General features: G+C 72.5%; 19 protein-coding genes and 1 pseudogene. 15 read left to right on the forward strand and 5 right to left on the reverse strand.

The features are described 5' to 3' along the window. Positions 1-46: 46 nt before the first annotated feature. Positions 47-1,393, forward strand: a complete 1,347-nt coding sequence (locus tag P5G50_RS01150; protein ID WP_301209857.1) for a GNAT family N-acetyltransferase — start codon at positions 47-49, stop codon at positions 1,391-1,393. A 61-nt stretch (positions 1,394-1,454) separates the two neighbouring features. Here the strand turns inward: P5G50_RS01150 and P5G50_RS01155 are convergent, their stop codons facing one another. After that, entirely contained in the window at positions 1,455-2,741 is a 1,287-nt protein-coding gene (locus P5G50_RS01155) for an adenylosuccinate synthase (protein ID WP_301209858.1), read from the reverse strand. Positions 2,742-3,043: 302 nt separating this feature from the next. Here P5G50_RS01155 and P5G50_RS01160 point away from each other — a divergent pair, with 302 nt between their 5' ends. Further along, positions 3,044-3,715 carry a hypothetical protein gene (locus P5G50_RS01160; RefSeq protein ID WP_301209859.1) on the forward strand — a complete coding sequence of 224 codons (672 nt, stop codon included), beginning with the start codon at positions 3,044-3,046 and terminating at the stop codon, positions 3,713-3,715. Between the two features lie 218 nt (positions 3,716-3,933). Here P5G50_RS01160 and P5G50_RS18560 read toward each other — a convergent pair whose 3' ends face one another. Further along, positions 3,934-4,239, reverse strand: coding sequence for a LuxR C-terminal-related transcriptional regulator (locus tag P5G50_RS18560; protein ID WP_363319489.1), 306 nt, complete (start codon positions 4,237-4,239; stop codon positions 3,934-3,936). Between the two features lie 223 nt (positions 4,240-4,462). Between P5G50_RS18560 and P5G50_RS01165 the strand changes: the two genes are divergently transcribed. The 7 genes from P5G50_RS01165 to P5G50_RS01195 all read left to right on the forward strand — a co-directional run bounded on the left by P5G50_RS01165 (position 4,463) and on the right by P5G50_RS01195 (position 13,934). Continuing rightward, positions 4,463-7,285 carry an MMPL family transporter gene (locus P5G50_RS01165; RefSeq protein ID WP_301230555.1) on the forward strand — a complete coding sequence of 941 codons (2,823 nt, stop codon included), beginning with the start codon at positions 4,463-4,465 and terminating at the stop codon, positions 7,283-7,285. Next, positions 7,282-9,351 (forward strand): hypothetical protein, encoded by a 2,070-nt coding sequence (locus P5G50_RS01170; RefSeq protein ID WP_301209861.1) that lies wholly within the window; start codon positions 7,282-7,284, stop codon positions 9,349-9,351. The genes P5G50_RS01165 and P5G50_RS01170 overlap by 4 nt, the downstream gene beginning before the upstream one ends. Before the next feature lie 39 nt (positions 9,352-9,390). Next, the gene (locus P5G50_RS01175) at positions 9,391-10,089 is read left to right on the forward strand and encodes a TetR/AcrR family transcriptional regulator (protein WP_301209862.1); all 699 of its coding nucleotides are present in this window, start codon (positions 9,391-9,393) and stop codon (positions 10,087-10,089) included. Further along, a complete protein-coding gene (locus P5G50_RS01180) occupies positions 10,086-10,880 on the forward strand; it encodes a hypothetical protein (protein ID WP_301209863.1) in 795 nt (264 codons plus the stop codon). Before P5G50_RS01175 ends, P5G50_RS01180 begins: the two co-directional genes overlap by 4 nt. Beyond that, positions 10,877-12,775 (forward strand): YhgE/Pip domain-containing protein, encoded by a 1,899-nt coding sequence (locus P5G50_RS01185; protein ID WP_301209864.1) that lies wholly within the window; start codon positions 10,877-10,879, stop codon positions 12,773-12,775. Before P5G50_RS01180 ends, P5G50_RS01185 begins: the two co-directional genes overlap by 4 nt. Before the next feature lie 111 nt (positions 12,776-12,886). Then, complete coding sequence (locus P5G50_RS01190; RefSeq protein WP_301209865.1) at positions 12,887-13,051, forward strand: hypothetical protein; 165 nt, start codon at positions 12,887-12,889, stop codon at positions 13,049-13,051. A gap of 43 nt (positions 13,052-13,094) precedes the next feature. Continuing rightward, positions 13,095-13,934, forward strand: a complete 840-nt coding sequence (locus P5G50_RS01195) for a metallophosphoesterase family protein (RefSeq protein ID WP_301209866.1) — start codon at positions 13,095-13,097, stop codon at positions 13,932-13,934. A 24-nt stretch (positions 13,935-13,958) separates the two neighbouring features. On the opposite strand, the gene P5G50_RS01200 is transcribed toward P5G50_RS01195, so the two are convergent. Next, complete coding sequence (locus tag P5G50_RS01200; RefSeq protein ID WP_301210035.1) at positions 13,959-14,570, reverse strand: TrmH family RNA methyltransferase; 612 nt, start codon at positions 14,568-14,570, stop codon at positions 13,959-13,961. Between the two features lie 189 nt (positions 14,571-14,759). On the opposite strand from P5G50_RS01200, the gene P5G50_RS01205 reads away from it, so the two are divergent. Next, entirely contained in the window at positions 14,760-15,557 is a 798-nt protein-coding gene (locus tag P5G50_RS01205; RefSeq protein ID WP_301209867.1) for an HAD-IIA family hydrolase, read from the forward strand. 153 nt (positions 15,558-15,710) lie between these two features. Here P5G50_RS01205 and P5G50_RS01210 read toward each other — a convergent pair whose 3' ends face one another. Further along, positions 15,711-18,365 (reverse strand): septum formation family protein, encoded by a 2,655-nt coding sequence (locus P5G50_RS01210; protein ID WP_301209868.1) that lies wholly within the window; start codon positions 18,363-18,365, stop codon positions 15,711-15,713. Positions 18,366-18,685: 320 nt separating this feature from the next. Next, positions 18,686-19,234 carry an orotate phosphoribosyltransferase gene (gene pyrE, locus P5G50_RS01215; RefSeq protein WP_301209869.1) on the reverse strand — a complete coding sequence of 183 codons (549 nt, stop codon included), beginning with the start codon at positions 19,232-19,234 and terminating at the stop codon, positions 18,686-18,688. A 54-nt stretch (positions 19,235-19,288) separates the two neighbouring features. On the opposite strand from pyrE, the gene P5G50_RS01220 reads away from it, so the two are divergent. From P5G50_RS01220 to P5G50_RS01240, 5 genes and pseudogenes are all read left to right on the forward strand, one after another. After that, positions 19,289-20,137, forward strand: coding sequence for an exodeoxyribonuclease III (locus tag P5G50_RS01220; protein WP_301209870.1), 849 nt, complete (start codon positions 19,289-19,291; stop codon positions 20,135-20,137). Continuing rightward, positions 20,077-20,499: pseudogene (locus P5G50_RS01225) on the forward strand (hypothetical protein); the annotation flags it as partial. The gene P5G50_RS01220 and the pseudogene P5G50_RS01225, both read left to right, overlap by 61 nt. A gap of 90 nt (positions 20,500-20,589) precedes the next feature. After that, positions 20,590-21,462 carry an ABC transporter ATP-binding protein gene (locus P5G50_RS01230; RefSeq protein WP_301209872.1) on the forward strand — a complete coding sequence of 291 codons (873 nt, stop codon included), beginning with the start codon at positions 20,590-20,592 and terminating at the stop codon, positions 21,460-21,462. A 168-nt stretch (positions 21,463-21,630) separates the two neighbouring features. Next, positions 21,631-22,668 (forward strand): aliphatic sulfonate ABC transporter substrate-binding protein, encoded by a 1,038-nt coding sequence (locus tag P5G50_RS01235; protein WP_301209873.1) that lies wholly within the window; start codon positions 21,631-21,633, stop codon positions 22,666-22,668. Between the two features lie 82 nt (positions 22,669-22,750). After that, positions 22,751-23,593, forward strand: coding sequence for an ABC transporter permease (locus P5G50_RS01240; protein WP_435870913.1), 843 nt, complete (start codon positions 22,751-22,753; stop codon positions 23,591-23,593). The last annotated feature ends 60 nt before the right edge of the window (positions 23,594-23,653 follow it).

The following is a 23,653-nucleotide window of genomic DNA, read 5'->3' on the forward strand; positions in this document are numbered from 1 at the left end:
TCCGTCATCCTCGCGGCGTAGCACCCGCGGTCGATACGGTGGAGCCATGGAGCAGAACACGCCGTCTTCGTCCGCCCCCATCGACGAGCAGGCCGCCAGCGACGAGCACGCCGCCAGCGTCGACCGGGCCCCCATCGACGAGCAGGCCGCCAGCGCGTTGACCGGGTCCGGGCTGCGGCTCGCCCTGGTCGACACCTCCGACGACGCCGCCTTCACCGAGTGGATCCGCGCCGACTTCCGCGGCTTCCACAGCCCCGCACCCAAGGAGGAGGTGCTGACGGAGGCGCGCGGCTACCTCCGCGACCGCCGCACCACCGCGGTCTACGACGACGCCATCCCGTCGCCGACCCCGGTCGGCACGGTGAACTCGTGGGTCGCGCCGCTCACCGTGCCCGGGGGCGCGCGCGTCGACGCCTGGGCGATCAGCTCGGTGACCGTCGCGCCCACGCACCGGCGACGGGGCGTGGCGAGGGCCCTGCTGGGGTCGGAGCTGCGCACGGCGGCGGCGCAGGGCGTTCCGCTCGCGATCCTGACCGTGTCGGAGTCGGTGATCTACGGCCGCTGGGGCTTCGGGCCGGCGACCTTCGCCTCCGAGTGGCGCATCGACACCAAGCGCGTGCGCTGGGCAGGCCCGCAGACCGGCGGGCGACTCTCGTTCACCGACCCGGAGTCGTACCGCGAGACCGGCTACCGGGTGCTCGACGCGGTGATGGCCTCCCGGCCGGGCGAGATCGGGCTCTCGCCGTATCTCGCCGACCGCCTCATCGGGCCGCTCAAGGGCACGCCCGACGCCGAGCGGTTCCGCCTGGTGCGCTACGACTCCGCCGACGGCGAGCCGCAGGGCTTCGTGAGCTACACCGTGAAGGGGGAGGACGACTTCACGCGCCACAAGGTCGAGGTGGAGTACCTCGCCGCGGCGACCGACGAGGCGCTGGTGGCGCTGTGGCGCTTCCTCCTCGAACTCGACCTGGTCGCCGAGGTGCGCGCCTGGACGCGCGGCGTCGACGAGCCGCTCCCCGCCCTCGTCTCCGACGTGCGCGGGGCACGGGTCACGGCTGTGGAGGACCACCTCTGGGTGCGCATCCTCGACCTTCCCGCCGCGCTGGAGGCTCGCGGGTACGAGCGCGACGGCTCGCTGGTGCTCGACGTGTCCGACGACCTGGGGCTCGCGAACGGGCGGTACCGGCTGACGGTAACCGACGGCGTCGGCCGGGTGGAGGCGACGGAGGACGCACCCGACGTCATCCTCCCGGTGTCGACGCTGGGCAGCGTGTACCTCGGCCACGACCTGGCGCGCGGGCTGGCGCTCGCCGGCCGGATCACCGGCGACGCGGCCGCCCTCGACCGGCTGTTCCGCACGGCGGTGCCGCCGCGGCTGAGCACGTGGTTCTAGGGAGCGACGTGCGCTCCTAGCCGGGGCGACCGATCAGCAGGGGCGACGTGCGCCGCCCCGCTCAGTCGACCAGGTCGTGCCGCACCACGATCTCGTCGCGGGCGGGGCCCACGCCGATCGCGGAGATGCGGGCGCCGGACATGCGCTCCAGGGCGAGCACGTAGTCCTGGGCGTTCGTCGGGAGGTCCTCGAAGGTGCGGGCGCCGCTGATGTCCTCGGTCCAGCCGGGGTACTCCTCGTAGATCGGCTTCGCGTGGTGGAAGTCGCTCTGCGACGACGGCACCTCGTCGTGGCGGACGCCGTCGACGTCGTACGCGACGCAGACCGGGATGCGGTCGATGCCGGTGAGGGTGTCGAGCTTGGTGAGCACGAAGTCGGTGACGCCGTTGATGCGGGCCGTGTAGCGGGCCACGGGGGCGTCGTACCAGCCGGTGCGGCGCGGGCGGCCCGTCGTGGTGCCGAACTCGAAGCCGCGCTCGCGGAGGAACTCGCCCCACTCGTCGAACAGCTCGGTCGGGAACGGGCCGGCGCCCACGCGCGTGGTGTACGCCTTCACGATGCCGATGACGCGGTCGATGCGGTTCGGGCCGATGCCGGAGCCGGTGGCGGCCCCTCCGGCGGTCGAGTTGGAGGAGGTCACGAACGGGTACGTGCCGTGGTCGACGTCGAGCATGGTCGCCTGGCCGCCCTCGAACAGCACGTACTTGCCGTCCTCCAGGGCGCGGTTGAGCTCCAGCGACGAGTCGACGACCATCGGGCGGAGGCGCTCGGCGTACGAGAGCAGGTCCTCCACGATCTCGTCCACGCCGATCGCGCGGCGGTTGTACACCTTCACCAGGAGGTGGTTCTTCTGGTCGAGGGCGCCCTCCACCTTCTGCCGCAGGATGTTCTCGTCGAAGAGGTCCTGGATACGGATGCCGACGCGGTTGATCTTGTCGGCGTAGGTCGGGCCGATGCCGCGCCCGGTCGTGCCGATCTGGCGCTTGCCGAGGAAGCGCTCGGTGACCTTGTCGATCGTGCGGTGGTACTGGGTGATGACGTGCGCGTTGGAGCTGATGCGCAGCCGCGAGACGTCGACGCCGCGGGCGATCAGGCCGTCGAGCTCCTCGAACAGCACCTCGAGGTCGACGACGACGCCGTTCGCGATGACGGGCGTGACGCCCTCCGTCAGGATGCCCGACGGCAGCAGGTGCAGGGCGTACTTCTCGTCGCCGACGACGACCGTGTGACCGGCGTTGTTGCCGCCGTTGAACTTCACGACGTAGTCGATGCGGCTGCCGAGCAGATCGGTGGCCTTGCCTTTGCCTTCATCGCCCCACTGGGCGCCGATGATCACGATCGCGGGCACGTGCTCACGTCCTCTCGGGTGGTTGACGCAACGGTGGATCCCCGACGACCGCTGCACTCGATCCTATCGCGCCCCGGACGAGGGGTCGGGGGAGGGGGGTCGGCGACTCAGAAATTGCAAATTTGTAGGATGTAATACTTCTGGTCGATATGTTGAATGAGTCTGCGCTCTTGTCCAGCGCAGATTGGAACCGGGCCTTGCACTCACTCTCACGGGCACGAGACTCGAAGCGGTCGTCCGCGATCACCGCTTGCGTTGGCATCGCGATGCTCGCGGCCCAGCTCTTGTTCGCGGCGCCGGCCATGGCCGACACGCACGCTCTGGACAGCTTCGTGAAGATAACCGGGATGACGCGGACGAAGTCACAAGGCCTCTACATCTACGTGAAACGGCTGAAAACGATCTCGCCTCGCGTTGGCATCCGGGTCGCGATCATGCAGCCTCGCGCGTCGCGGTCGACCGCCGCTCTCGACTCCTGGGCCATATCCGGAGCCCCCGGCTCCGAGACGCTGATCACCCAATTCCCACGAAAGATCGGCGTCTTCCGAGTGGTGCTCTCCCTCGCAGCTCCCGGGCTCTACGAGGAACGCAGTACCATGCAGCTGAATGCGCCGCCAACCTTTATAGCCACAACACGCGTGACGCCCGCACTCGTCGTATCGAACATCGTCGCCCAGCACCTTCCCGGAATCGCCCTCATGTTCTTTCCCCAAGTCAAACTCGTGAAGGTCAGCGGTTATGTGATCGAGGGCTGGGCTCTTTATAAGGACATTGAACAGGCCTTCAGCGGTGCCCTCAGGGGTTGCCCTCCACTCAGGGCCGGCCAGGTGATCACTTCGACATCGTCGGTGAAACAGATCGGCCCCTCTGTGCAGGTATGGCTCACGACTAGGATCTGGACGAGTCAGGCCAACAAAGACCGCGGCCTCACCCCCGCATGCACGCTGACCACGAAGCTCACCGAGTACAGCTAGGACAGCGAATGAAAGCCACGCACAAAGCCGCGCGTTACATGATCGGCGTCGCCTTCGGGTTCGTCGGCCTAGCGGCCGCATGGGGCCTTCTCTCATGGACCGTGTCAGCCCTCCGCCCGACGACGGTGGCGGATCTCTTTGCGCACCCGGGCTTCTCTGTCGTGAGCGCAATCGCAACACTCGCTGTCATCTCCGCTCTCGGAACCGGCGCCATGCGGTCATTCGACGCGGCAGCCGCAGGAGTTGCCGCTGCACGTGCACGCAGAGCTGCCGAGCAGCATGCCCGGGTCGACGCATCTCCGCCCCGATAGAGCCGGCGGCCAGCGGTCCGGCCGGACCACACCCAGGAAGAACGCCCGCGCGACCATTGCGGGCCGGTTTACCGCCCCGAGCTTCCGTCTGATCGACTCGATGTGTTGCGCCACGGTCGATCGGGAGATGTGCAGATACGTCGCAAGCTCCGCATGAGACCGACCTGCGCAGATTCCCTCGAGGACCTGCGCTTCGCGCGGCGTCAGATGCATGGCGGTGCAGGCCGGGTCCTCACAGCGTCCTCGATCCACCGCCTGTCGCCTCCGATGTCGAATCACCCTGAGCGATGAATCAACCGGGTAAGGTCGCGCGACGAAGCTTCAACTCTCGTGCTGAGGCTCCCACCATCGGGACGCTCGCCGCATCCGTGCCTGCTCTGAACACGGCCTCCCCTCGCCGTTGCCGCAGAGTTGAGCAACGCTCTACATTGAGCCGATGTCGTCCCTGCTGTACACGCTGGGTCGCTTCGCCTACCGGGCGCGCCGGTGGGTGCTGGCGCTGTGGCTGGCCGCCCTGGCGCTGCTCGTCTCTGTCGCCGCACTGCTGAGCACCGGCACCGACAACACGTTCACGATCCCGGGGACGGAGTCGCAGGAGGCGCTCGACGCGTTGGCGCGCACGTTCCCCGAGGTCAGCGGCGCGTCCGCCCAGCTGATCGCGGTCGCGGCGCCCGGCGGGGACGTTCGCGAGCCCGCCTTCCAGTCCGCGGTCGAGCGCACCGTCGGCGAGCTGAGCGCCGTCCCGCAGGTGACCTCCGCCTCCGATCCCTACAGCGGTCCGTCGTCCGGCAACGTCAGCGTCGACGGATCTGCGGTCTTGGTGCCGATCCAGCTGTCGGTCGGCACCACGCAGGTGCTGCCCAGCACGAGTGAGGCGCTGCAGGAGGCCGGGGTTGCGCTGCAGAAGGAGCTTCCGGCCGGGTCGCAGGTCGCCGTCGGCGGCCAGCTCTTCTCGCAGACAGCCGCCGGGATCAGCGTGACGGAGCTGCTGGGGCTCGCAGTCGCGTTCGTGGTCCTGCTCGCGACGTTCCTGTCCGTGGTGGCGGCCGGGATGCCCCTCATGACCGCCATCCTCGGCGCCGGCGTGACGCTGTCGATCGTGTTCGCGGCGACGCAGTGGCTGACCATCGCCTCCACGACGCCGCTGCTCGCCCTCATGCTGGGTCTCGCCGTCGGCATCGACTACGCGCTGTTCATCATCTCGCGGCACCAGGAGCAGGTGCGGCAGGGCGTTCCGCCCGAGGAGTCCGCCGCGCGGGCGGTCGCGACCGCGGGGTCGGCGGTCGTGTTCGCGGCGGTGACCGTGATCATCGCGCTACTCGGGCTCGCCGTGGCGAACATCCCGTTCCTGACGACGATGGGCGTGGCGGCGGCGCTCGGGGTGGCGATCGCGGTGGTCGTCGGGCTGACACTGACGCCGGCGCTGCTGGGGTTCGCGGGCGTGCGCATCGTGGCGAAGCGGTTCCGGCCGGGGGCGGCGGAGGCGCGCGCGGCGGAGGCGGAGGCGCGGGTGGCGGAGGCGCGGGCGGCGGAGGCGCGGGAGGCGCGAGAGGCGCGGACGAGGCGGCGCAAGCCTCCCCGCCCCCACCGCCCCCACCGCCCCCACCGCCCCCACCGCGACCACCCGATCGCTCGCGGCTGGGTGCACCTCGTCACCCGCCTGCCGATCGTGACCGTCGTGCTCGTGGCCGCCGGACTCGGCGCGCTCGCGCTGCCCGCGGCCTCCCTCCGCCTGTCCCTGCCGGACGCAGGGTCGCTCGACGAGGGGGAACCGGCGCGCGTCGCCTACGACCTCGTCGCCGAGCACTTCGGGCCCGGGTACAACGGCCCGCTGATCGTGACCGGGTCGGTCATCGGCAGCACCGACCCGGTCGGGCTGATGAACGACCTGGGCGCCGAGCTGAAGACGGTCCCGGGCGTCGCCGCGGTGCCGCTCTCGACGCCGAACCCGTCCGGCGACACCGGCATCGCGCAGGTCGTGCCCGACGGCGCACCCGACTCCGAGCAGACGCAGGCCCTGGTGGCGCGGCTGCGAGCGCTGCACGACCACTTCGAGCAGGAGTACGGCATCGACCTCTCGGTCACCGGCTACACCGCGGCGGGCATCGACATCTCCGCGCGGCTGGGCGGCGCGCTCCTCCCCTTCGCCCTCCTCGTCGTCGGGCTCTCGCTGGTGCTGCTCGCGATGGTGTTCCGCTCGATCGTCGTGCCGGTGACCGCCGCGCTCGGCTACCTGCTGAGCGTCGGTGCGGCGTTCGGGGTGACGAGCCTCGTCTTCATGAGCGGTTGGCTGGCGGGGCCGCTGGGCGTGGCGCACGTCGGCTCGATCATCAGCTTCATGCCGATCATCCTGATGGGTGTGCTGTTCGGGCTGGCCATGGACTACGAGGTGTTCCTGGCGAGCAGGATGCGAGAGCGGCACCTGCGCGGCGACCCGCCGGGCGACGCGGTGCGCAACGGCTTCGTCGGGTCGGCGCGGGTGGTCACGGCGGCGGCGGCGATCATGTTCGCGGTGTTCACGGCCTTCATCCCCGAGGGCGACGCGTCCATCCAGCCGATCGCGCTCGGGCTCGCTGTGGGAGTGGTGATCGACGCGTTCGTCGTGCGCATGACGCTCATCCCGGCGGTGCTGGTGCTGTTCGGGAGGGCCGCGTGGTGGTTCCCGCGGACGCTCGACCGCGCCCTCCCGCACGTCGACATCGAGGGCGAGGGGCTGCAGCAGGAGCTGGACGCCGCCGACTGGCCCGAGCCGGCCGAGCCGTACGCGGTCGCGGCGTCCGGAGTGCGGGCCGGAGGCTCCGATCCGGTCGACGCGCTGGTCCCTCCTGGCGGCGTCCACGTCGTCGCGGGACCCGACCACACCGCGGTGCTGCTGGCGATGGCCGGCCGCGCACCCCTGACGAGCGGCCGGCTCAAGGTGGCCGGGCTGCTCCTGCCCACCCGCCGCGGCTCGGTACGGCGCCACGTCGGTGTCGCGCTGCTCGGCGGCCCGGGCGGTGCGGTGGAGGCCGTGCGCGCCGCTCGCACCGGACGCCCGGCCGTGCTCGTGGTCGACGCGGCAGACGCGGTGAGCGGCGGCACGCGCTCGCTGGTCGCCCGGGAACTGCGAGCCGCCACGGCCGGTGGGACGGCGGTGATCCTGGGCGCGGAGACGGCGGAGGGGGTGGCCGCGCTGGTGGCGGAGATCGCTCCCACCGCCGAACCCCCGGACACGTCGCTCCTGGTTGACGAACTCGAACGACGGGAGCCCATCCCATGACCCGAAACCGCGATCACCGGCCTGTGGAGACGGCTCCCGTCCCACCTGCTCCCTTCGAACCTCGCCCCTTCGGCGCTCTGGCCGGCGGCGAGCGCACGCGCACCCTGACCATCGCGGGGCTGGCCCTGGCGCCGCTGCTGGTCGTCGGCGTCCTCGCCTGGGGACTCCTCTCGCCCGGACGCCACCTCGACCGCGTCACCGCCGCCATCGTCAACGACGACGTGCCGGTCACCTCCTCCGACGGCGCGACGGTCCCGCTCGGCCGCCAGTTCGCCGGAGCGCTCATCGCGGGCGGCCAGAGCGCGACCGCGGCGGCGGGCGCGACGACCACGACGGCGGGCGCGCCCACCACAGCGCCCGTCTCCACCTCCACCTCCACCACCGCGGCGTCGTCGCCGAGCCCCACACCGAGCCACATCCCCACCCCCGTCCCCACCGAGCCGGCCCCGACCGACGACGCCTCGAACTTCGCGTGGGTGCTGACCAACGACGACGAGGCCGCCGCCGGGCTGGCGAGCGGGCGGTATGCGGCCGTTCTGACCATCCCGCCGTCGTTCTCGGCCGACGCCACCTCGCTCGGCGGACCCGCGGACAGCGCGCAGCAGGCGACCGTCACCGTGCAGACCAGCCCGTCGGCCGCCATCGTCGACCCGGCGCTGACGGCGGCCGTGACGGAGGCGGCGACCGCCTCCCTCAATCGGCAGCTCACGGTGCAGTACCTGAAGAACGTGTATGCCGGCTTCACCTCGATCGACCAGCAGATCGGGCAGGCGGCGACCGGCGCCGAGTCGCTGTCGGAAGGCGCGGCTTCCCTTGCCGCGGGCACGCAGTCCCTCGCCGACGGCACGGCTTCGCTCGCGGCGGGCACCCAATCGCTCAGCGCAGGCGCTGATTCGCTCGACTCCGGACTCGCAAGCCTTGCCGCGGGCACGCAAGCGTTGCCCGAGCAGACGGCTCAGCTGGCCGCGGGGGCGACGGCGGTATCGGATGCCGTCGGCGCGCTCGCGGCCGCCACGGCGAACGCGACGACCGGTTTCGGCCAGGTCGTCGCCGAGGTCTGCGCGACACCGGCCGCCGGACTGTGCGCGCGAGCGACCGCGGCGCTCCAGCAGTTGCAGCAGGCGAATGGAGGCGCGGCGACCCTCGCCCGGGCCGCCGGAGCCGTGGCAGCGGGCAACGACGCGCTCGCGGCCGCCATGCCGCAGGTCGTGGACGGCATCGACGCCTCCGCGTCCGGCGCGTCGGAGGTCGCCGCGGGCGCGGCGCAGTCCGCGGACGGCGCCGAGCAGGTCAGCGGCGGGGCCGCGTCCGCCGCCTCGGGGGCTCAGCAGACCGCGGCGGGCGCTGCGCAGCTCGCCTCCGGGCTCGAGCAGGCCACGGCCTCCATCCCGAGCTACACCGACAGCCAGGCCTCGGCGCTCGCGGCCGTCGCCGCCGAGCCGGTGATCGTCGACCAGACCCCGCCGTCTCCCGGACTGCCCGCCCTCCCGCTGTACTGCGTGCTCGCCCTGTGGGTCGGGGCGATGCTGACCACGCTGGCGCGGCGGGCGATCCCGACGCACCAGCTGCTGTCCTCGGTCGCGTCGGGCTCGATCGCGCTGCGCTCGGCCGCGCTCGTCGCCGCGATCGGGGCGGGCCAGGGACTGCTGGTCGCCGGCGCCGCGCAGTTCGGCCTCGCCCTCGATCCCGGCGCCTGGACGCTGTTCGCGCTGGCGTGCGCGGGCGCCGGGGCCGCGTTCTGCCTCGTCAACCAGGGACTCGCGGCGGCGTTCGGCGGAGTGGGGAGGCTGGCCGCGCTGGGGATCGCGGTGGTCGCACTCGTCGCGGGCTTCGCCTCCACCGCTCCCCCTGCCCTCGTCTCGCTCGCGGGCGCGCTGCCGACGGCGCCCGGCCTGCAGCTCCTGCGCGGCGCGGCGAGCGGAGACGGCGGGAGCGTGTGGGCCGGCGCGGGGCTGCTGCTCCTCTTCGCGCTGGGCGGGGTCGCGCTGACGTTCGCGGGGGTCGCGGCCCGGCGGTCGGTGCGGCTGCCTCGCACTGGCCGGGAGGTGACACCGACTTCCGCCTAAGTTGCACACCACTGTGCAAAAAAGGAGTAGGATGCCGGTATGCCCACTTCCTCCCCCCGTGCTCCGCGGCGCGACGCCGCCGCGAACCGGGAGGCCATCCTCGTGGCCGCCGCCGCGGCCCTGAACGAGGACATCGACGCCTCCCTCGAGACCATCGCCGCGCGCGCCGGGCTCAGCCGCCGCGCCATCTATGGGCACTTCTCGACCAGGGACGAGCTCCTGATCGACGTCTACACGCGCGGGGCCGCCCGGCTCGCCGCGCTGCTCGAGCCGGTGTCGCACCCCGACTCCCGCGTCGAGATCGCGCTGCTCGGAGCGACGCTCTGGGCCGAGGTCGAGCACATCCGGGTGAGCGCGGCCATGGCCGTGCGCGGACCGCACCGCGCGCTGGTCGGCAGCGCGATGGACCCGGCCAGGGAGCGCCTGCGCGAGACGGTCCGCCGCGGCCGCGAGGCGGGCGAACTGCGCACCGACCTCGAGCTGGAGACGGTGACCCGCCTCATCGAGAACGCGGCCGTCTCCGTGCTCGACGAGGCGACCCGCTCCGGTCTCTCCCCCGCCACCGGCCATCGTCTCGTGATGCTCGCCGGGCTCGGCGCTGCGGGGCTGAGCTGGCGGGAGGCCGACGCGCTGGTCGACGGGGCGCCCGAGCTCGCGTTCGAGGCCGTCCAGGCGCAGCACGCGACCCAGGTCGCTCCCGCCGCCTCCGCCTCCGCCCCCGCGGGGGCCGCCCGGTGAAGGTCGTGCTCGACGGCGTCGCCAAGGGTCCCCGGCACGCCGCCCTCCCTCCCACGTCCGCGTCCTTCCAGACCGGCCAGGCCGCGCTGGCCCGCGCCGAGACGGAGCAGCGGCCGACCGTGCTCGGGCTGATCGCCTCCGGGCGGATGCGGCCCGACACCGGCACCGTCACCATCGACGGCGCGACCGACTACGCCGCCATGCGCCGCCGCATCGCGCTCGTGGACGCCCCCGACGTGAGCGAGCCCGCCGCCGACGTGAGCGTGGCCGGGATCGTCGCCGAAGAGCTGATGTTCGCCGGCCGCGCCTCCCACCCCCGCGCCGTCGCCCGCAAGCTCGCCGAGCTCGACGCGGCCGATTACGCGCGCTGGTCGATCGGGACGCTGCCGCCGACACTGCGCATCCGACTGCTCGCCGAACTCGCGCTCATGCGGAAGGGGGTGGAGGCGCTCGTGATCGTCTCCCCCGACCGCCACGGCGGCGACCCGGTCGAGTGGTGGCGGTTCGCCCGCGCGCTCGCCGGGCGCGGCATCGCCGTGCTCCTGATCGCCGGCGACGCCTCCGCCGCGGCCATCGCGGCCGCCTCCTTGGTCTCGCGCATGGACGAGACCGCACCCCAGAACGCACCTCGCACCTTCGACGAGGACCCGGGCAGGGACGACACCGACGACCTGCCCGACCTGATCGTGACGAAGCCCATCGTGACGAAGCCCATCGCGACGAAGCCCATCGCGACGAAGCCCATCGTGGAGAAGCCCATCGTGACCGAGCCCATCGAGGAGGGCGCATGAAGATCCCGCAGATGATCGCGGCGGAGTTCCGCCGCCTGACCGCCAGCCCGATGTCGATCGTCGCGCTCGTCGCGCTGATGGCCGTCCCGGTGCTCTACGGCGGCCTGTACCTGTGGGCCAACCAGAACCCGTACGCCAACCTCGACAAGGTGCCCGCCGCGATCGTCGTCGACGACGCCGGCGCCACCGTCGACGGGGTGGAGACCAACTACGGCGAGAAGGTCGCCGACCAGCTGGTGAAGGACGGCTCGTTCGACTGGACCGTCGTCTCCTCCCCCTCCGCCGCCGCCCGCGGCGTGGACGACTCGGCCTACGACTTCAGCATCACCTTCCCGGAGGACTTCTCCTCCGCGCTCGCGTCGGCCTCCGGCGAGAACCCGCACCGGGCGGTCGTGACCCTGACGACCAACGACACCAACAGCTACCTCGCCTCGACCATCGGCACGCAGGCGGCGGAGAAGATCCGCACCTCCATCGTCCAGCAGGTCAACGAGCAGGCGGCGAAGCAGTTCCTGGTCGGCCTGGCCGACATCCGTTCGAGCCTGGTGAAGGCGGTGGGAGGCGCCGACCAGCTGGTCGACGGCAGCGCGAGCGCGCAGTCCGGCGCCTCCGCCCTGGCCGACGGCACCGCGCAGCTGGCCGACGGGTCGCAGACGCTCGCCACCTCGCTCGGCACCCTCGCCTCCGGCGCTCAGCAGGTGAGCGACGGCGCCGCCCAGCTCAAGGACGGCGCCGCGCAGGTCGCGGCCGGCAACGACCAGCTCGCCGCGAAGGCGACGGAGGCCGGCCAGGTCGCCGCGCAGGTCGCCGCCGACGCGCCGGCCGTCGGGCAGCAGCTCATCGAGCGCTTGAAGGCCGCGGGAGCGACCCAGGAGCAGCTCGACCAGGTGCAGGCGGCGCTCGACCAGATCGACGGCAAGGTGCAGGGCGGCAACTCCCAGGTGCAGGCGCTCGTCGGCCAGGTGAACCAGCTCGCCGCGGGTGCGGACCAGGTCTCTGCGGGCGCGACGCAGCTCGCTTCCGGTGCCTCGCAGGTCGCGTCCGGCTCGCAGCAGGCCGCGTCGGGCTCGCAGGAGCTCGCCTCCGGCGCGGCCAGCGCCTCCACCGGCGCCGCACAGCTTCGCGACGGCCTCACCACGCTGCACGACGGCACCGTCAGCCTGCGCGACGGGCTGAAAGACGGCGTGAAGCAGATCCCGGACTCGTCGGCCGACCTGCGCCAGAAGCAGGCGTCGACGATCGCCGACCCGGTGAACCTGAAGAACGACACCATCACCTCCGCCGGGACCTACGGCGCCGGCCTCGCGCCCTTCTTCGTGGCGCTGGCGGGCTGGATCGGCATCTACGCCCTCTTCCTGATCGTGAAGCCGGTCTCGCGCCGGGCGATCACGGCCCTCCACTCGCCGATCAAGGTCACGCTCGCCGGCTGGCTGACGCCGGGCCTCCTCGGCGCGGTGCAGATGGTCGGCCTGTTCGCTATCGTGTCGGGCGCGCTCGGCTTCCGCATCGACAACCCGCTCGGCATGTACGGGCTGATGGCGCTCGCGTCGGTCACCTTCGCGGCGATCATCCTCGCGCTGAACGTCTGGCTGGGCAGCGTCGGGCAGTTCCTCGGCCTCGTGCTGATGGTGCTGCAGCTCGTGACGGCGGGAGGGACGTTCCCGTGGCAGACGCTGCCGGGGCCGCTCGCCGCGCTGCACCACGTGCTCCCGATGTCGTTCGCGGTCGACGGCATCCGGCAGCTCATGTACGGCGGCAATCCCGCCACGGCCTGGGCGGATGCGGGCGTGCTGGCGCTGTGGATGCTGATCGCGCTGCTGCTCGCGACGATCGGGGTCACGCGGATGACGCACTTCCGGACGCTGCGCGACCTGCGGCCGTCGCTGATCGGGTAGCGCGGAGCCCTGGCGCCGGCGGGGCTATCGGCCGGGCGGGGCCTCCCACTAGGGTGCTGCCTGTCGGCGCCGGTCGCCCGGCCGGACGCCGCGGGACGAGGAGGGACGACCATGGCCGATCTCGAGGTGCAGGCGGCGCTGTCAACGGCGCGGCAGGCGGCGAGCGCCGCCGCCTACGACATCCAGAAGCTGCCGGAGGACTCCATCGAGCGCCAGGCGTTGCACAACCTGAGCACGGCGATCGACGCGATCATCGAGGCGCTCGACACGGAGTGACGCCGGGCGCGGTCGCGTCGGAGGGCCCCGGTATGGTGGCCGCGTGACGGCTCCCCTGCGCATCCTCCACCTCAGCGACACGCACCTCACCGGCGACGGGAGGCTGCACTACGGCATCGTCGACAACCTCGCCGGGCTCGACCGCGTGCTCGCGCGCGCGGGCGGTGCGGAGCAGGTCGACGTGGTCGTGGTCTCCGGCGACCTCTCGGACGACGGGAGCGCCGCCTCCTACCGCCTGCTCGCGGGCACGCTCGAGCCGTGGGCCGCGCAGCGCGGCGCCCGCATCGTGTACGCGATGGGCAACCACGATCTCCCCAATGGCTTCGAGGAGGTGCTCGGGGCTCGGGAGGCCGTGGTCGACGTGCGCGGCTTCCGTGTCGTGACCGTCGATACGACCGTGCCGCGCGCCGGGTACGGCCGTGTCGGCCAGGAGCGGCTGGAACGGCTGCGTGCCGTGCTCGCGTCGCCCGCTCCGCACGGGAGCGTGATGGTCCTGCACCATCCGCCCGTCCCTCCGACGACCGGGCTGTTCGAGCCGCTGCGGCTGGTCGACCCGGAGCCGCTGCTGGCGATGTGCGACGCGACCGACGTGCGACTCATCCTCGCCGGGCACTTCCACCACGGCCTCGTGACGCAGGCGGGCGAGCGCGGCATCCCCGTCGTCGTCGCCCCGGCGGTTGCGAACACGACCGACGTGCTGTGGCCGGCGCCGGGCGAGCGCGCGGTCCGCGGTGCCGGCTTCGCCTGGGTGACGCTGCCGGCCTCCGGCCCGCTGCGTGCGCACCTGATCGGGGCACCCTCCCCCGACGACGGCGAGACGGTCTACGAGCTCGACGCCGACGCGATCGCCCGCATCGCGGCCGACGCCGGCTACCCCGGCTGACCCGCTAGCCGCCGAGCTGACGGCTCACGACTTCGGGAACGGGACGTGCGCGCGGATCCACGCGTGCATCGCGACGGCAGCCGCGGCGGACGCGTTGATCGAGCGGGTGGAGCCGAACTGCGCGATCTCGACGACCGCGTCGGCCGCGGCGAGCGCCTCCTCCGACAGCCCCGGCCCCTCCTGACCGAACAGCAGCACGCACGCGCGAGGGAGGTCGAACGTCTCGATCAGCACCGACCCGGGGACGTTGTCCACCGCGATGATCGGCAACCCGGCCTCCCGGGCCCAGGCCACGAAGGCGGCCACGTCGTCGTGGTGCTGGAGGTGCTGGTACCGGTCGGTGACCATCGCGCCGCGCTTGTTCCACCTCCGGCGCCCGATGATGTGCACGGTGTCGGCCGCGAACGCGTTGGCGCTGCGCACGATCGAGCCGATGTTCATGTCGTGCTGCCAGTTCTCGATGGCGACGTGGAACGGGTGCCTGTGCTGGTCGAGGTCGGCGACGATCGCCTCCATCCGCCAGTACCGGTACCGGTCGATGACGTTGCGGGTGTCGCCGTGGCGCAGGAGGTCGGGGTCGTAGTGCGGGTCGTCCGGCCATTCGCCCGCCCAGGGGCCGACGCCGTGGGTGGTCAGCTCGTGGGTGGGCGTCGGTGCACCCTCGGGAGCCGGGCCGCCGTCGTGTTGTGCGTCGGCCTGCTGCCGGTCGGGCTGCTGTTCGCTCACCGGGACAGCGTAGCCGGGCCCGCCCGGACGCCCTCGGCGCGAGGCAATAAGCTGGTCGCGTCCGCCCACCGGCCACCCGGCCCGCACGAAAGGATCCCCATGTCCCGTCGCGACGAGATCGAATGCTGGCTGACCGACATGGATGGCGTGCTCGTGCACGAGAACCAGGCGCTGCCCGGCGCGCCCGAGCTCATCCAGCAGTGGCGCGACCAGGGCGTCCCGTTCCTGGTGCTCACGAACAACTCCATCTTCACGCCGCGCGACCTGGCCGCCCGCCTGCGCGCGTCGGGCCTGCACGTGCCGGAGGAATCGATCTGGACCTCCGCACTGGCCACCGCCGACTTCCTCAAGTCGCAGGCCCCGGGAGGCTCGGCCTACGTGATCGGCGAGGCCGGCCTGACCACCGCGCTGCACGAGGCCGGCTTCATCATGACGGACACCAACCCCGATTACGTGGTCGTCGGCGAGACCCGCAGCTACTCGTTCGACGCGATCACGAAGGCGATCCGCCTGATCGGCAAGGGCGCCCGCTTCATCTCGACCAACCCCGACGCGACCGGCCCGAGCGCCGAGGGCCCGCTGCCGGCGACCGGCGCGGTGACGGCGATGATCACGAAGGCGACCGGGATGGACCCCTACGTCATCGGCAAGCCCAACCCGATGATGTTCCGCTCGGCGATGAACCGCATCGGCGCCCACTCGGAGAACACGGCCATGATCGGCGACCGGATGGACACCGACGTGGTCGCGGGCATCGAGGCCGGCCTCCACACCATCCTGGTGCTCACCGGCATCAGCGACGAGGCCGAGATCGGCCGCTACCCCTTCCGCCCCGACGAGATCCTGTCCGGCGTGAACGAGCTCGTCACGAAGGAGCCCGTCGAGACGGAGCTCTGAGCGGGGCGGTCGGGCCACGTCTTCCCGGCTGCTGCCCCGGCCCGGGCGCGACGCGCCCCGGCGCCCGATCCCGCCCCACCGAGTTGGCGCAACACGCCGCTTCCACCCGCGCCGAGACGGCACGTCGTGACAAACGGATGATGGAGGCCGGCGTCAGCCGGTGGGACCGCCTCCAGCGACCGACGAGGTGAGCGGCTCGCCCGTCGAGCGCGATGCGAAGCAGTAGTACGAGCGCTGGCCGGCAGCCCACTGCTGGTCGGTGGCCGGGAACGATCCCTGCACCTGGAGTCCCGTGTACTGCGCGCCCGCGTCGAGGTCGATGACGCCCGGCGCGGTGCACAGCGCGCCGATCTGCTGGGCCAGGGCGTCCGCGCCCGGGTACGGGGCGGCGAGGTCGGCGGAGAGCACGTCGGTCCACACCATCTGGGCGGCGTGCGGAGTCGCGCAGTCGACGACCGTGAACGTCTCCGCCCACGGTGTGGTGAACGGCTGGATGCACTCGCCGCCGCCGAGCGCATCCCACTTCTGCTCGCCGGCGGCGGCAGGGGCGGCCGGCTTCGGCGTGACGGTCGGGGTGGGCGTGGGAGTCGGAGTCGGAGTGGCGGACGGCTTCGCCGACGACGGTGCGGAGGCCGCAGGGACCGCCGGTGCCGCGGCTCCGAACATCGAGGGGAGCCGCGTACCGAGCGCGAACAGCCCGACCAGGACCAGGAGAATCGCCAGCCCGCCCGCGATCGCGAACAACAGCCGGTGCTCCTTGAGGTCGAACGGCCCGCGCGGCCCGCTCGTCGTGGTCGAGGTCGCTGACGCGGCGGCGCCGCCTCCGGACCCTGCCGCGGCGGTCGCGGTGAACGGCGAACCCGCGGCGGTCCGAGCGGCGACGCCGGCCGCGGTCGCAGAAACCGTGTCCGATCCGGCGCCGGCCACCGGACGCGACGGCTGCGTCTCTCCCGGGGGAACGCTGTGGCTGAGGGAGGACGCGGCGTGGGCTGCCGCGCGCGGCGGCTCCTCGGCGCGCGGGGCCGCCGCCTCGTCCGCATCGGGCTGCGTCGAGAACGCAATGGTCGGAGCGTCGAAGTCGAACACCGGTGTCGGGGCGGTCAACGGCGGGACGCCCTCGGCGGCGGCCGTGCCCTGGGCCTGCGGGCCCTCGCCGGCCGCACCGGGCTCGTTGGCGCCGGGCTCGTAGGCGCCGGGCTCGTCCGCGTCCGGCTCGTCCGTGCCGGTGGTGGTCTCGTCGTCCGTCGGGAAGAGGATCGCGTCGATACCGGACGGTTCCGTCGGCGTGGCCGGTGTGGCGGACCCCGGCCCGGGGTCGCCAGAAGCAGGGGCAGCCACGAGAGGTGCGACGGCCAATGAGTCGGCGGCCGGCTCTTCCCCACCGCTCACGTCGGTCGCATGATCTCCGGCGACTTCGCCGTGATCGGTCTCCTGCTCGGAGACAGTGTCCCCGAACAGGAGGGCGAGGCCGTCCTCCTCGTCGTCCTCGCCGTTCGGGGCGAACGCATCCGGTCCGGGACCGGTGGCGACCTCGTCCGGCGCTCCCGCATCGGCGATGTCGGTCGCGGCGAAGGGCTCGAACGCGGGGCCCGCATCCACCGTCTCTGCGATGGCGTCGTCCGGCTGAAGGTTGGAGGCCGCCTCCACCGGCTGGGTCGCGTCCGCGCCCGGCCTCGGCAGCGCGTCGACCGACGGGGCCGCGTCAGCAGTCACACCGACGGGAGCCACGTCAGCAACCGCTGAACCGACGGGGGCGGACGCCGCGTCATCAGCCGCGATGCCTGCAGAGGTGGATGCCGTGTCAGCACCTGCGGCCGACCCGGTCCCCGTGTCCGCGAGGAGGGCTGCGATCTCAGCAGTGTTCAACTGAGCGGTCGGCACGTCGGCCCCGCCCGTCGGCTCGAAGATGTGGGAGGCGGGAGGCGGCGGCAGCACCGGCTCGGCGGCTGCCGGCGGCTCATTGTGCGCCGCGAACGCCGGAGGGACGGCGGGCGCCGACGGAGTGGTGACGGCCGGCGGCACCGGCGCAACAGGAGGAACCACCGGTTCGGACGCGAACGGGGGCACGAACACGCCCGCCGGCATGTCCGTCGTCAGGCCGTCCGACGCGGGAGGCTGCTGCGCGCCACCCCGCGGACGAACCGCGTCCCGCGGAAGCGGGATGATCCCCGTCGTGTCCCCGATGACCGACCACTTCGGAGGCGTGTCATCGGCGGCGGGACCGAGGCCCAGCAGGGCGGCGAGCCCGTGTCCTCGCTGGTCCGCATCATCCGACGCGTCCTCCGTCGTGGCCGGCGACGGCTGCTCATCGACGGGAGGCTGCACGGCCGATCGCTCGGTCGCCGCGCCTTCGCCGGGTGCGTTCTCGGCCGGCCGGTCCTCGTGCTGCGCCCCAGGCGGCTGCGGCATCCGGAGGGAAGCGGCGAAGCTCGGCGCCTCGAACGCGCCGGGAGCTGTCGGAGTGGTCGGAGTGGTCGGCTCGGGCGCGACAGGCTCGGGCGCGACAGGCTCGGGCGCGACCGCCATAGCCGCCTCCGACACAGGGGCCTCCGCAGCCCCGCGCACCGGCTGCACGCCGGGTGTCAGGTTCCAGTGGAAGCCTCCCGCCTCCTCCGGTTCCTCGTCGACCCGCGGCTGGTCTGCGGCGCGGAGCAGGGCCTCGAAGCCGCCCTCCTGGTCGATCGGCGGAATGCTCGCCGCCGCCGGAGCGGTCTCCTCCGCGACAGGCGCGGCCTGGTCGGGAGGCGTCGGTCCCCCGCCGGTCACCGCCGGATCAGCAGCGGAGCTCTCCTCAGCACGACCGAACACGGCCGGACCAGAACCGGTGCCGGGCCCACCGCCAGGCGCCGGAGCGACCGGCGCAGACGGCGCCTCCCCGGTGTCGGCACGTCGACGCACCCGGCGCCCCCCGGTCAACTGCTGCAGCAGCCACTCCGAGCTCCCGATCTCCGGCTCAGGCTCAGGCTCAGGCTCAGGCTCAGGCGTGTCCGGCGAACCAGCCGCCTCCACAGACCCCGGCCCAACCCCCTCCGCCGTCTCCTCCACCGCGTCGCCGCGCGACGGCGCCACCGGGTCGGGACGCTCCGGTCCCTCCGGCTCGCCGGGCTGCGGCTCGCGGTGCTCGGCCACTACTCCAGCCCCAGGTCCTTCAGGCCGATCGCGGCGTAGTAGGGGTAGCCGGCGGCCTCGATGGCCTCGCGCGCCCCGGTGTCGCGGTCGACCACGACGGCGACGGCGGCGATCACGGCGCCCACCTTCTCGAGGGCCTCGGCGGCCTTGAGCGGGGAGCCTCCCGTCGTGGAGGTGTCCTCGAGCACGATCACGCGCTTGCCGGCGAGGTCCGGGCCCTCGACCTGCTTGCCGCGGCCGTGGTCCTTCGGCTCCTTGCGCACGACGAAGGCGTCGTAGGCGAGCCCGCGCGCGGCGCCCTGGTGCAGGATCGCGGCGGCGACGGGGTCCGCCCCCATGGTCATGCCGCCGACGGCCGACACATCCTCCACCCCGGCGATGAGGTCGAGCATGACCTGGCCGATCAGGGGCGCGACCCGGTGGTCGAGGCTGACCTTGCGCAGGTCGACGTAGTAGGTGGCCTTCTTGCCGCTGGTCAGCGTGAAGTCGCCGTGGAACACGGCCTCGGCCGAGATGTAGTCGATGAGCTGCTGTCGTGCGTCGGTCACATCCCTGATTCTAGGGCGAAGGGCGGCGTCGGCCCCGGCCGATACGATCGGGGCATGCGCATCGCCACCTGGAATGTGAACTCCATCCGCACCCGCGTCTCCCGCGTCGTGGACTGGGCGGTGCGCGAAGACGTGGATGTCCTGGCCATGCAGGAGATCAAGTGCAAGCCGGAGCAGTTTCCGTACGCGCCCTTCGAGGAGGCCGGGTACGAGGTCGTGCTGCACGGCCTGAACCAGTGGAACGGCGTCGCGATCGCGAGCCGGCTGCCCATCGCCGACGTCGAGATCGGCTTCCCCGACATGCCCGGCTTCCTGAAGGACCACGACGGCCCCGACCTGCCCAAGGAGGCCCGCGCGATCGGCGCCACGATCGAGGGCGTGCGGCTGTGGAGCCTGTACGTGCCCAACGGCCGCGCGCTCGCCGACCCGCACTACACGTACAAGCTGGACTGGCTGGCCGCGCTGTCCGCGGACACGCGCGCCTGGCTGGCGGCCGACCCCGACCTCCCGCTGGCGCTCATGGGCGACTGGAACGTCGCCCCGCTCGACTCCGACGTCGGCGACCCGAGCCTGGTCCCCGGCCTCTCGACGCACATCTCGCCGCCCGAGCGCGCCGCGTTCGCGGACTTCGAGGCGGCGGGCCTGACCGACGTCGTGCGCCCGCTGGTGCCAGAGGGGTACACGTACTGGGACTACAAGCAGCTCCGCTTCCCACGCAACGAGGGGCTGCGGATCGACTTCATCCTGGGGTCGCGGGCGTTCGCCGACCGGGTGGAGGCTGCGAGCATCCACCGCAACGAGCGCAAGGGCGACGCGCCCAGCGACCACGTGCCCGTGCTCGTGCAGCTCGCGGACCCGGCCGCCGCCGAGGACGACGACGACCGGCCGATGATCTTCGGCTGATGGACGCGCCGCCGCCGGTCCGCCCGACGAAGCTCTGGGACGTCATCACGACCACCGTCCTCCTCGTGGTCGGCCTGGTCGTCGCGGCGATCCTCACCTTCTTCGCCTTCTTCCTGGTGTTCGCGAGCGACCCGTGCGGCTCGTCGACCCCGTGCGACACCGGGCGCATGGGAATCGGGTTCTTCGTGGCGCTGCTCGGTCCCGGCGCCGTGACGCTCGTCGCGATCGTGGTGGCGATCGTCCTGCTCGTGCGGAGGCGGATCGCCTTCTGGGCCCCGCTCGCGGGCATCCTGCTCGCGATCGGCGTGTGGATCGGCGGAGCGGCCCTCGTGATCTCGGGCGTGCCCGGCGCAACCTTCTGAGCCGTCCGCACCGACCTGCGCAAGCTTTCGTTACGCCGCGTTGCGGGCTGAGGACGCGGCTGCGGGAGGCTTCGGTAGCGTCGGACCATCATGGCCGCCACCGCCGCATCCACCGCCTCCCCCGTCGAGTTCGCCGGCGTGGGCCGGTCGTTCGCGGCGCAGAAGCGGCGGGGTCACGACTCCGGGGTCCGGACCGTCCTGCGCGACATCACCCTCCGCGTCGAGCCCGGTGAGGTCGTCGCGATCCTCGGCCCGAGCGGCTGCGGCAAGTCGACGCTGCTGCGCATCGCCGGCGGCCTCGACACTCCGACCGCCGGCACCGCGCTGATCGACGGCACGGCCGTCTCCGGCATCGACCCGCGGTGCGCGATCGGCTTCCAGGAGCCGCGGCTGCTGCCGTGGCGCTCCCTCGCCGACAACGTCGCCCTGGGCCTGCCGCGCGGCCTCGACCGCGCAGAAGGCCGTCAGCGCGTCGCGCGCCTGCTCGACCTGGTCGGCCTCTCCGGCTCGGCCCACCTGCGGCCGCGGGAGGTCTCCGGCGGCATGGCGCAGCGCGCCTCGCTCGCGCGCGCCCTCGCCCGCAACCCCGGCGTGCTGCTGCTCGACGAGCCGTTCGGCGCCCTCGACGCGCTGACCCGGCTGAAGATGCAGGACCTCCTGCTCGACGTGCACGCGGCAGCGCCCACCACGATCCTCCTCGTCACCCACGACGTCGACGAGGCCCTCCAACTCGCCGATCGCATCATCCTGCTCGGCGCGGCGGAGGACGACACCGCGGAGCCGCCCGGCGCCACCGTCCGCCGGGTCACCACGGTCCCCGGCGAACGCCCGCGCGACCGCGGTTCGGCGGAGCTCGCCGAGCTGCGCGCCGAGCTGCTCGACGGGCTCGGCATCGACCGGCACGGGAACGCGCACCACCCGGGCGCCGCAACGTTCTCCACACCCGTACCCGCGCGCGGCTGACTCCACAGATTCCGGATCGGGCACCCGCCGGGCGAGCGCCCTCGCGAGGATCGTCCTGTCGCCGCCGCACCGCACGCAGCACCACAGCACAGCACCTCCGCTCCGCCGGCGTCGCACCGCCCAGCACCCACAGACCAGCACCGACCAGCACAGACCAGAGAGGCCACCATGCGCCGCACTCCCACCATCGTCACCGCCCTCGCGGCCGCCGCCGCGGCGACGGCCCTGCTCCTCACCGGCTGCGTGGCCGGCGAGGGCTCGGCCGCCGAGCCGAAGAGCACCTCCGGCACCACCCAGGGCGGCACGCTCAACATCGACTTCGCCACCTACAACCCGCTCAGCCTGGTCATCAAGAAGGAGGGCTGGCTCGAGAAGGCGCTGAAGAAGCAGGGCATCACCGTCAACTGGGTGCAGTCCGCCGGCTCCAACAAGGCCAACGAGGCGCTGCGGTCCGGCGCCATCGACGTCGGCTCGACCGCAGGATCGGCCGCGTTGCTCGCCCGCTCGAACGGCTCCCCGATCAAGACGATCGACATCTTCTCGCAGCCCGAGTGGTCCGCGATCGTGGTCGGCCCGAACTCCGACATCACCTCGGTGGAGCAGCTCAAGGGCAAGCAGGTGGCCGCGACCAAGGGCACCGACCCGTACTTCTTCCTGCTGCAGGCGCTGGAGGCCAACGGGCTCTCGGCCGGCGACGTCACCATCCAGAACCTCCAGCACGCCGACGGCTGGGCCGCGCTGCAGAACGGCTCGGTGCAGGCGTGGAGCGGGCTCGACCCGATCATGGCCAACGCCGAGAAGTCGGGCGCCAAGCTGATCTACCGCAACGTGTCGTTCAACACCTACGGCTTCCTCAACGCGACCGAGTCCTTCCTGAAGGACAAGCCGGATGTCGCGCAGACCGTCGTGAACACGTACGAGTACGCCCGCGCCTGGGCGCAGGAGCACCCGGACGAGACGGCGCAGATCCTCTCCGACGTCGCCGGCATCGACAAGCAGGTGGCGACGACGGTGATCACCGAGCGCACCAACCTCGACGTCTCGCCGATCCCCGGTGACGCGCAGGTGAAGGTGCTGAAGAAGGTCGGCCCGATCTTCGTCGAGTCCGGCGACGTGCGGGCGCAGAGCGATATCGACGCCGCGCTGAAGTCGCTGCTCGACCCGTCGTTCGCCAAGGCCGCCGACCCGAGCGCCATCGCGGGCTGATCCCGCCATGTCGTATCAGAACGCACCGGAGGGCGACGGCCCGCTGATCGTGGTCGGGGGCCCCGGCGAGGGGCTCTCGGGCATGTCGGTCGCACGCGAGCGCGGGCGGCCGCCGGCCGACCCGGTCGTCGTGGACGGCGGCGGAGGGGCCGCCGCGCGCACGCCGTTCCTGTCGCGCCGTTGGGTGCGGATCACCGGAGGGCTCGTCCTCCCCGTGATCCTGCTCGTGGTCTGGCAGGTGGCCTCCACCTCCGGTGCGTTCACCTCGGCGCAGCTACCGTCCCCGGCGATGGTGTGGGAGGCCGCGGTCGACCTCGCGCAGCGCGGCCTGCTCGGGCTCTACATCGCCATCTCGACTCAGCGCGTGCTGATCGGCTTCGCCTGCGGAGCGGCGCTCGGGCTGCTGCTCGGCGCGGTCGTCGGGCTGTCCCGCCTCGCCGACATCCTGTTCAGCTCGACGCTCGCCGCCGTGCGGGCGGTGCCGTCGCTGGCGTGGGTGCCGCTGCTGATCCTGTGGTTCAAGATCGGCGAGGAGTCGAAGATCATCCTGATCGCGATCGGCGCCTTCTTCCCCGTCTACACGACCGTCGCTGCCGCGCTCCGGCACGTCGACCGCCACCTGGTGGAGGCGGGGCGCGCCTTCGGCCTCCACGGCGTCCGGCTGTTCTTCACGGTGCAGCTGCCCTCTGTGCTCCCCTCGGTGATCTCGGGGCTCCGGCTCGCACTCGCGCAGGCGTGGCTGTTCCTCGTCGCCGCGGAGCTGATCGCCTCGTCGATGGGGCTCGGCTTCCTGCTGAGCGACTCGCAGAACAACGGCCGCACCGACCGGCTGTTCCTCGCGATCATCCTGCTCGCCCTGCTGGGCAAGCTGACGGACTCGTTGCTCGGGTTGTTCGAACGCTGGTCGACGCGACGCTGGACGTGACGCGGCGGGCGTCGGCGGGCGTTCTCCGCCGACGGCTGACCGCCGCACGCTATCAGTCGA

This window comes from Leifsonia williamsii, from assembly GCF_030433685.1.
GTDB lineage: Bacteria > Actinomycetota > Actinomycetes > Actinomycetales > Microbacteriaceae > Leifsonia > Leifsonia williamsii.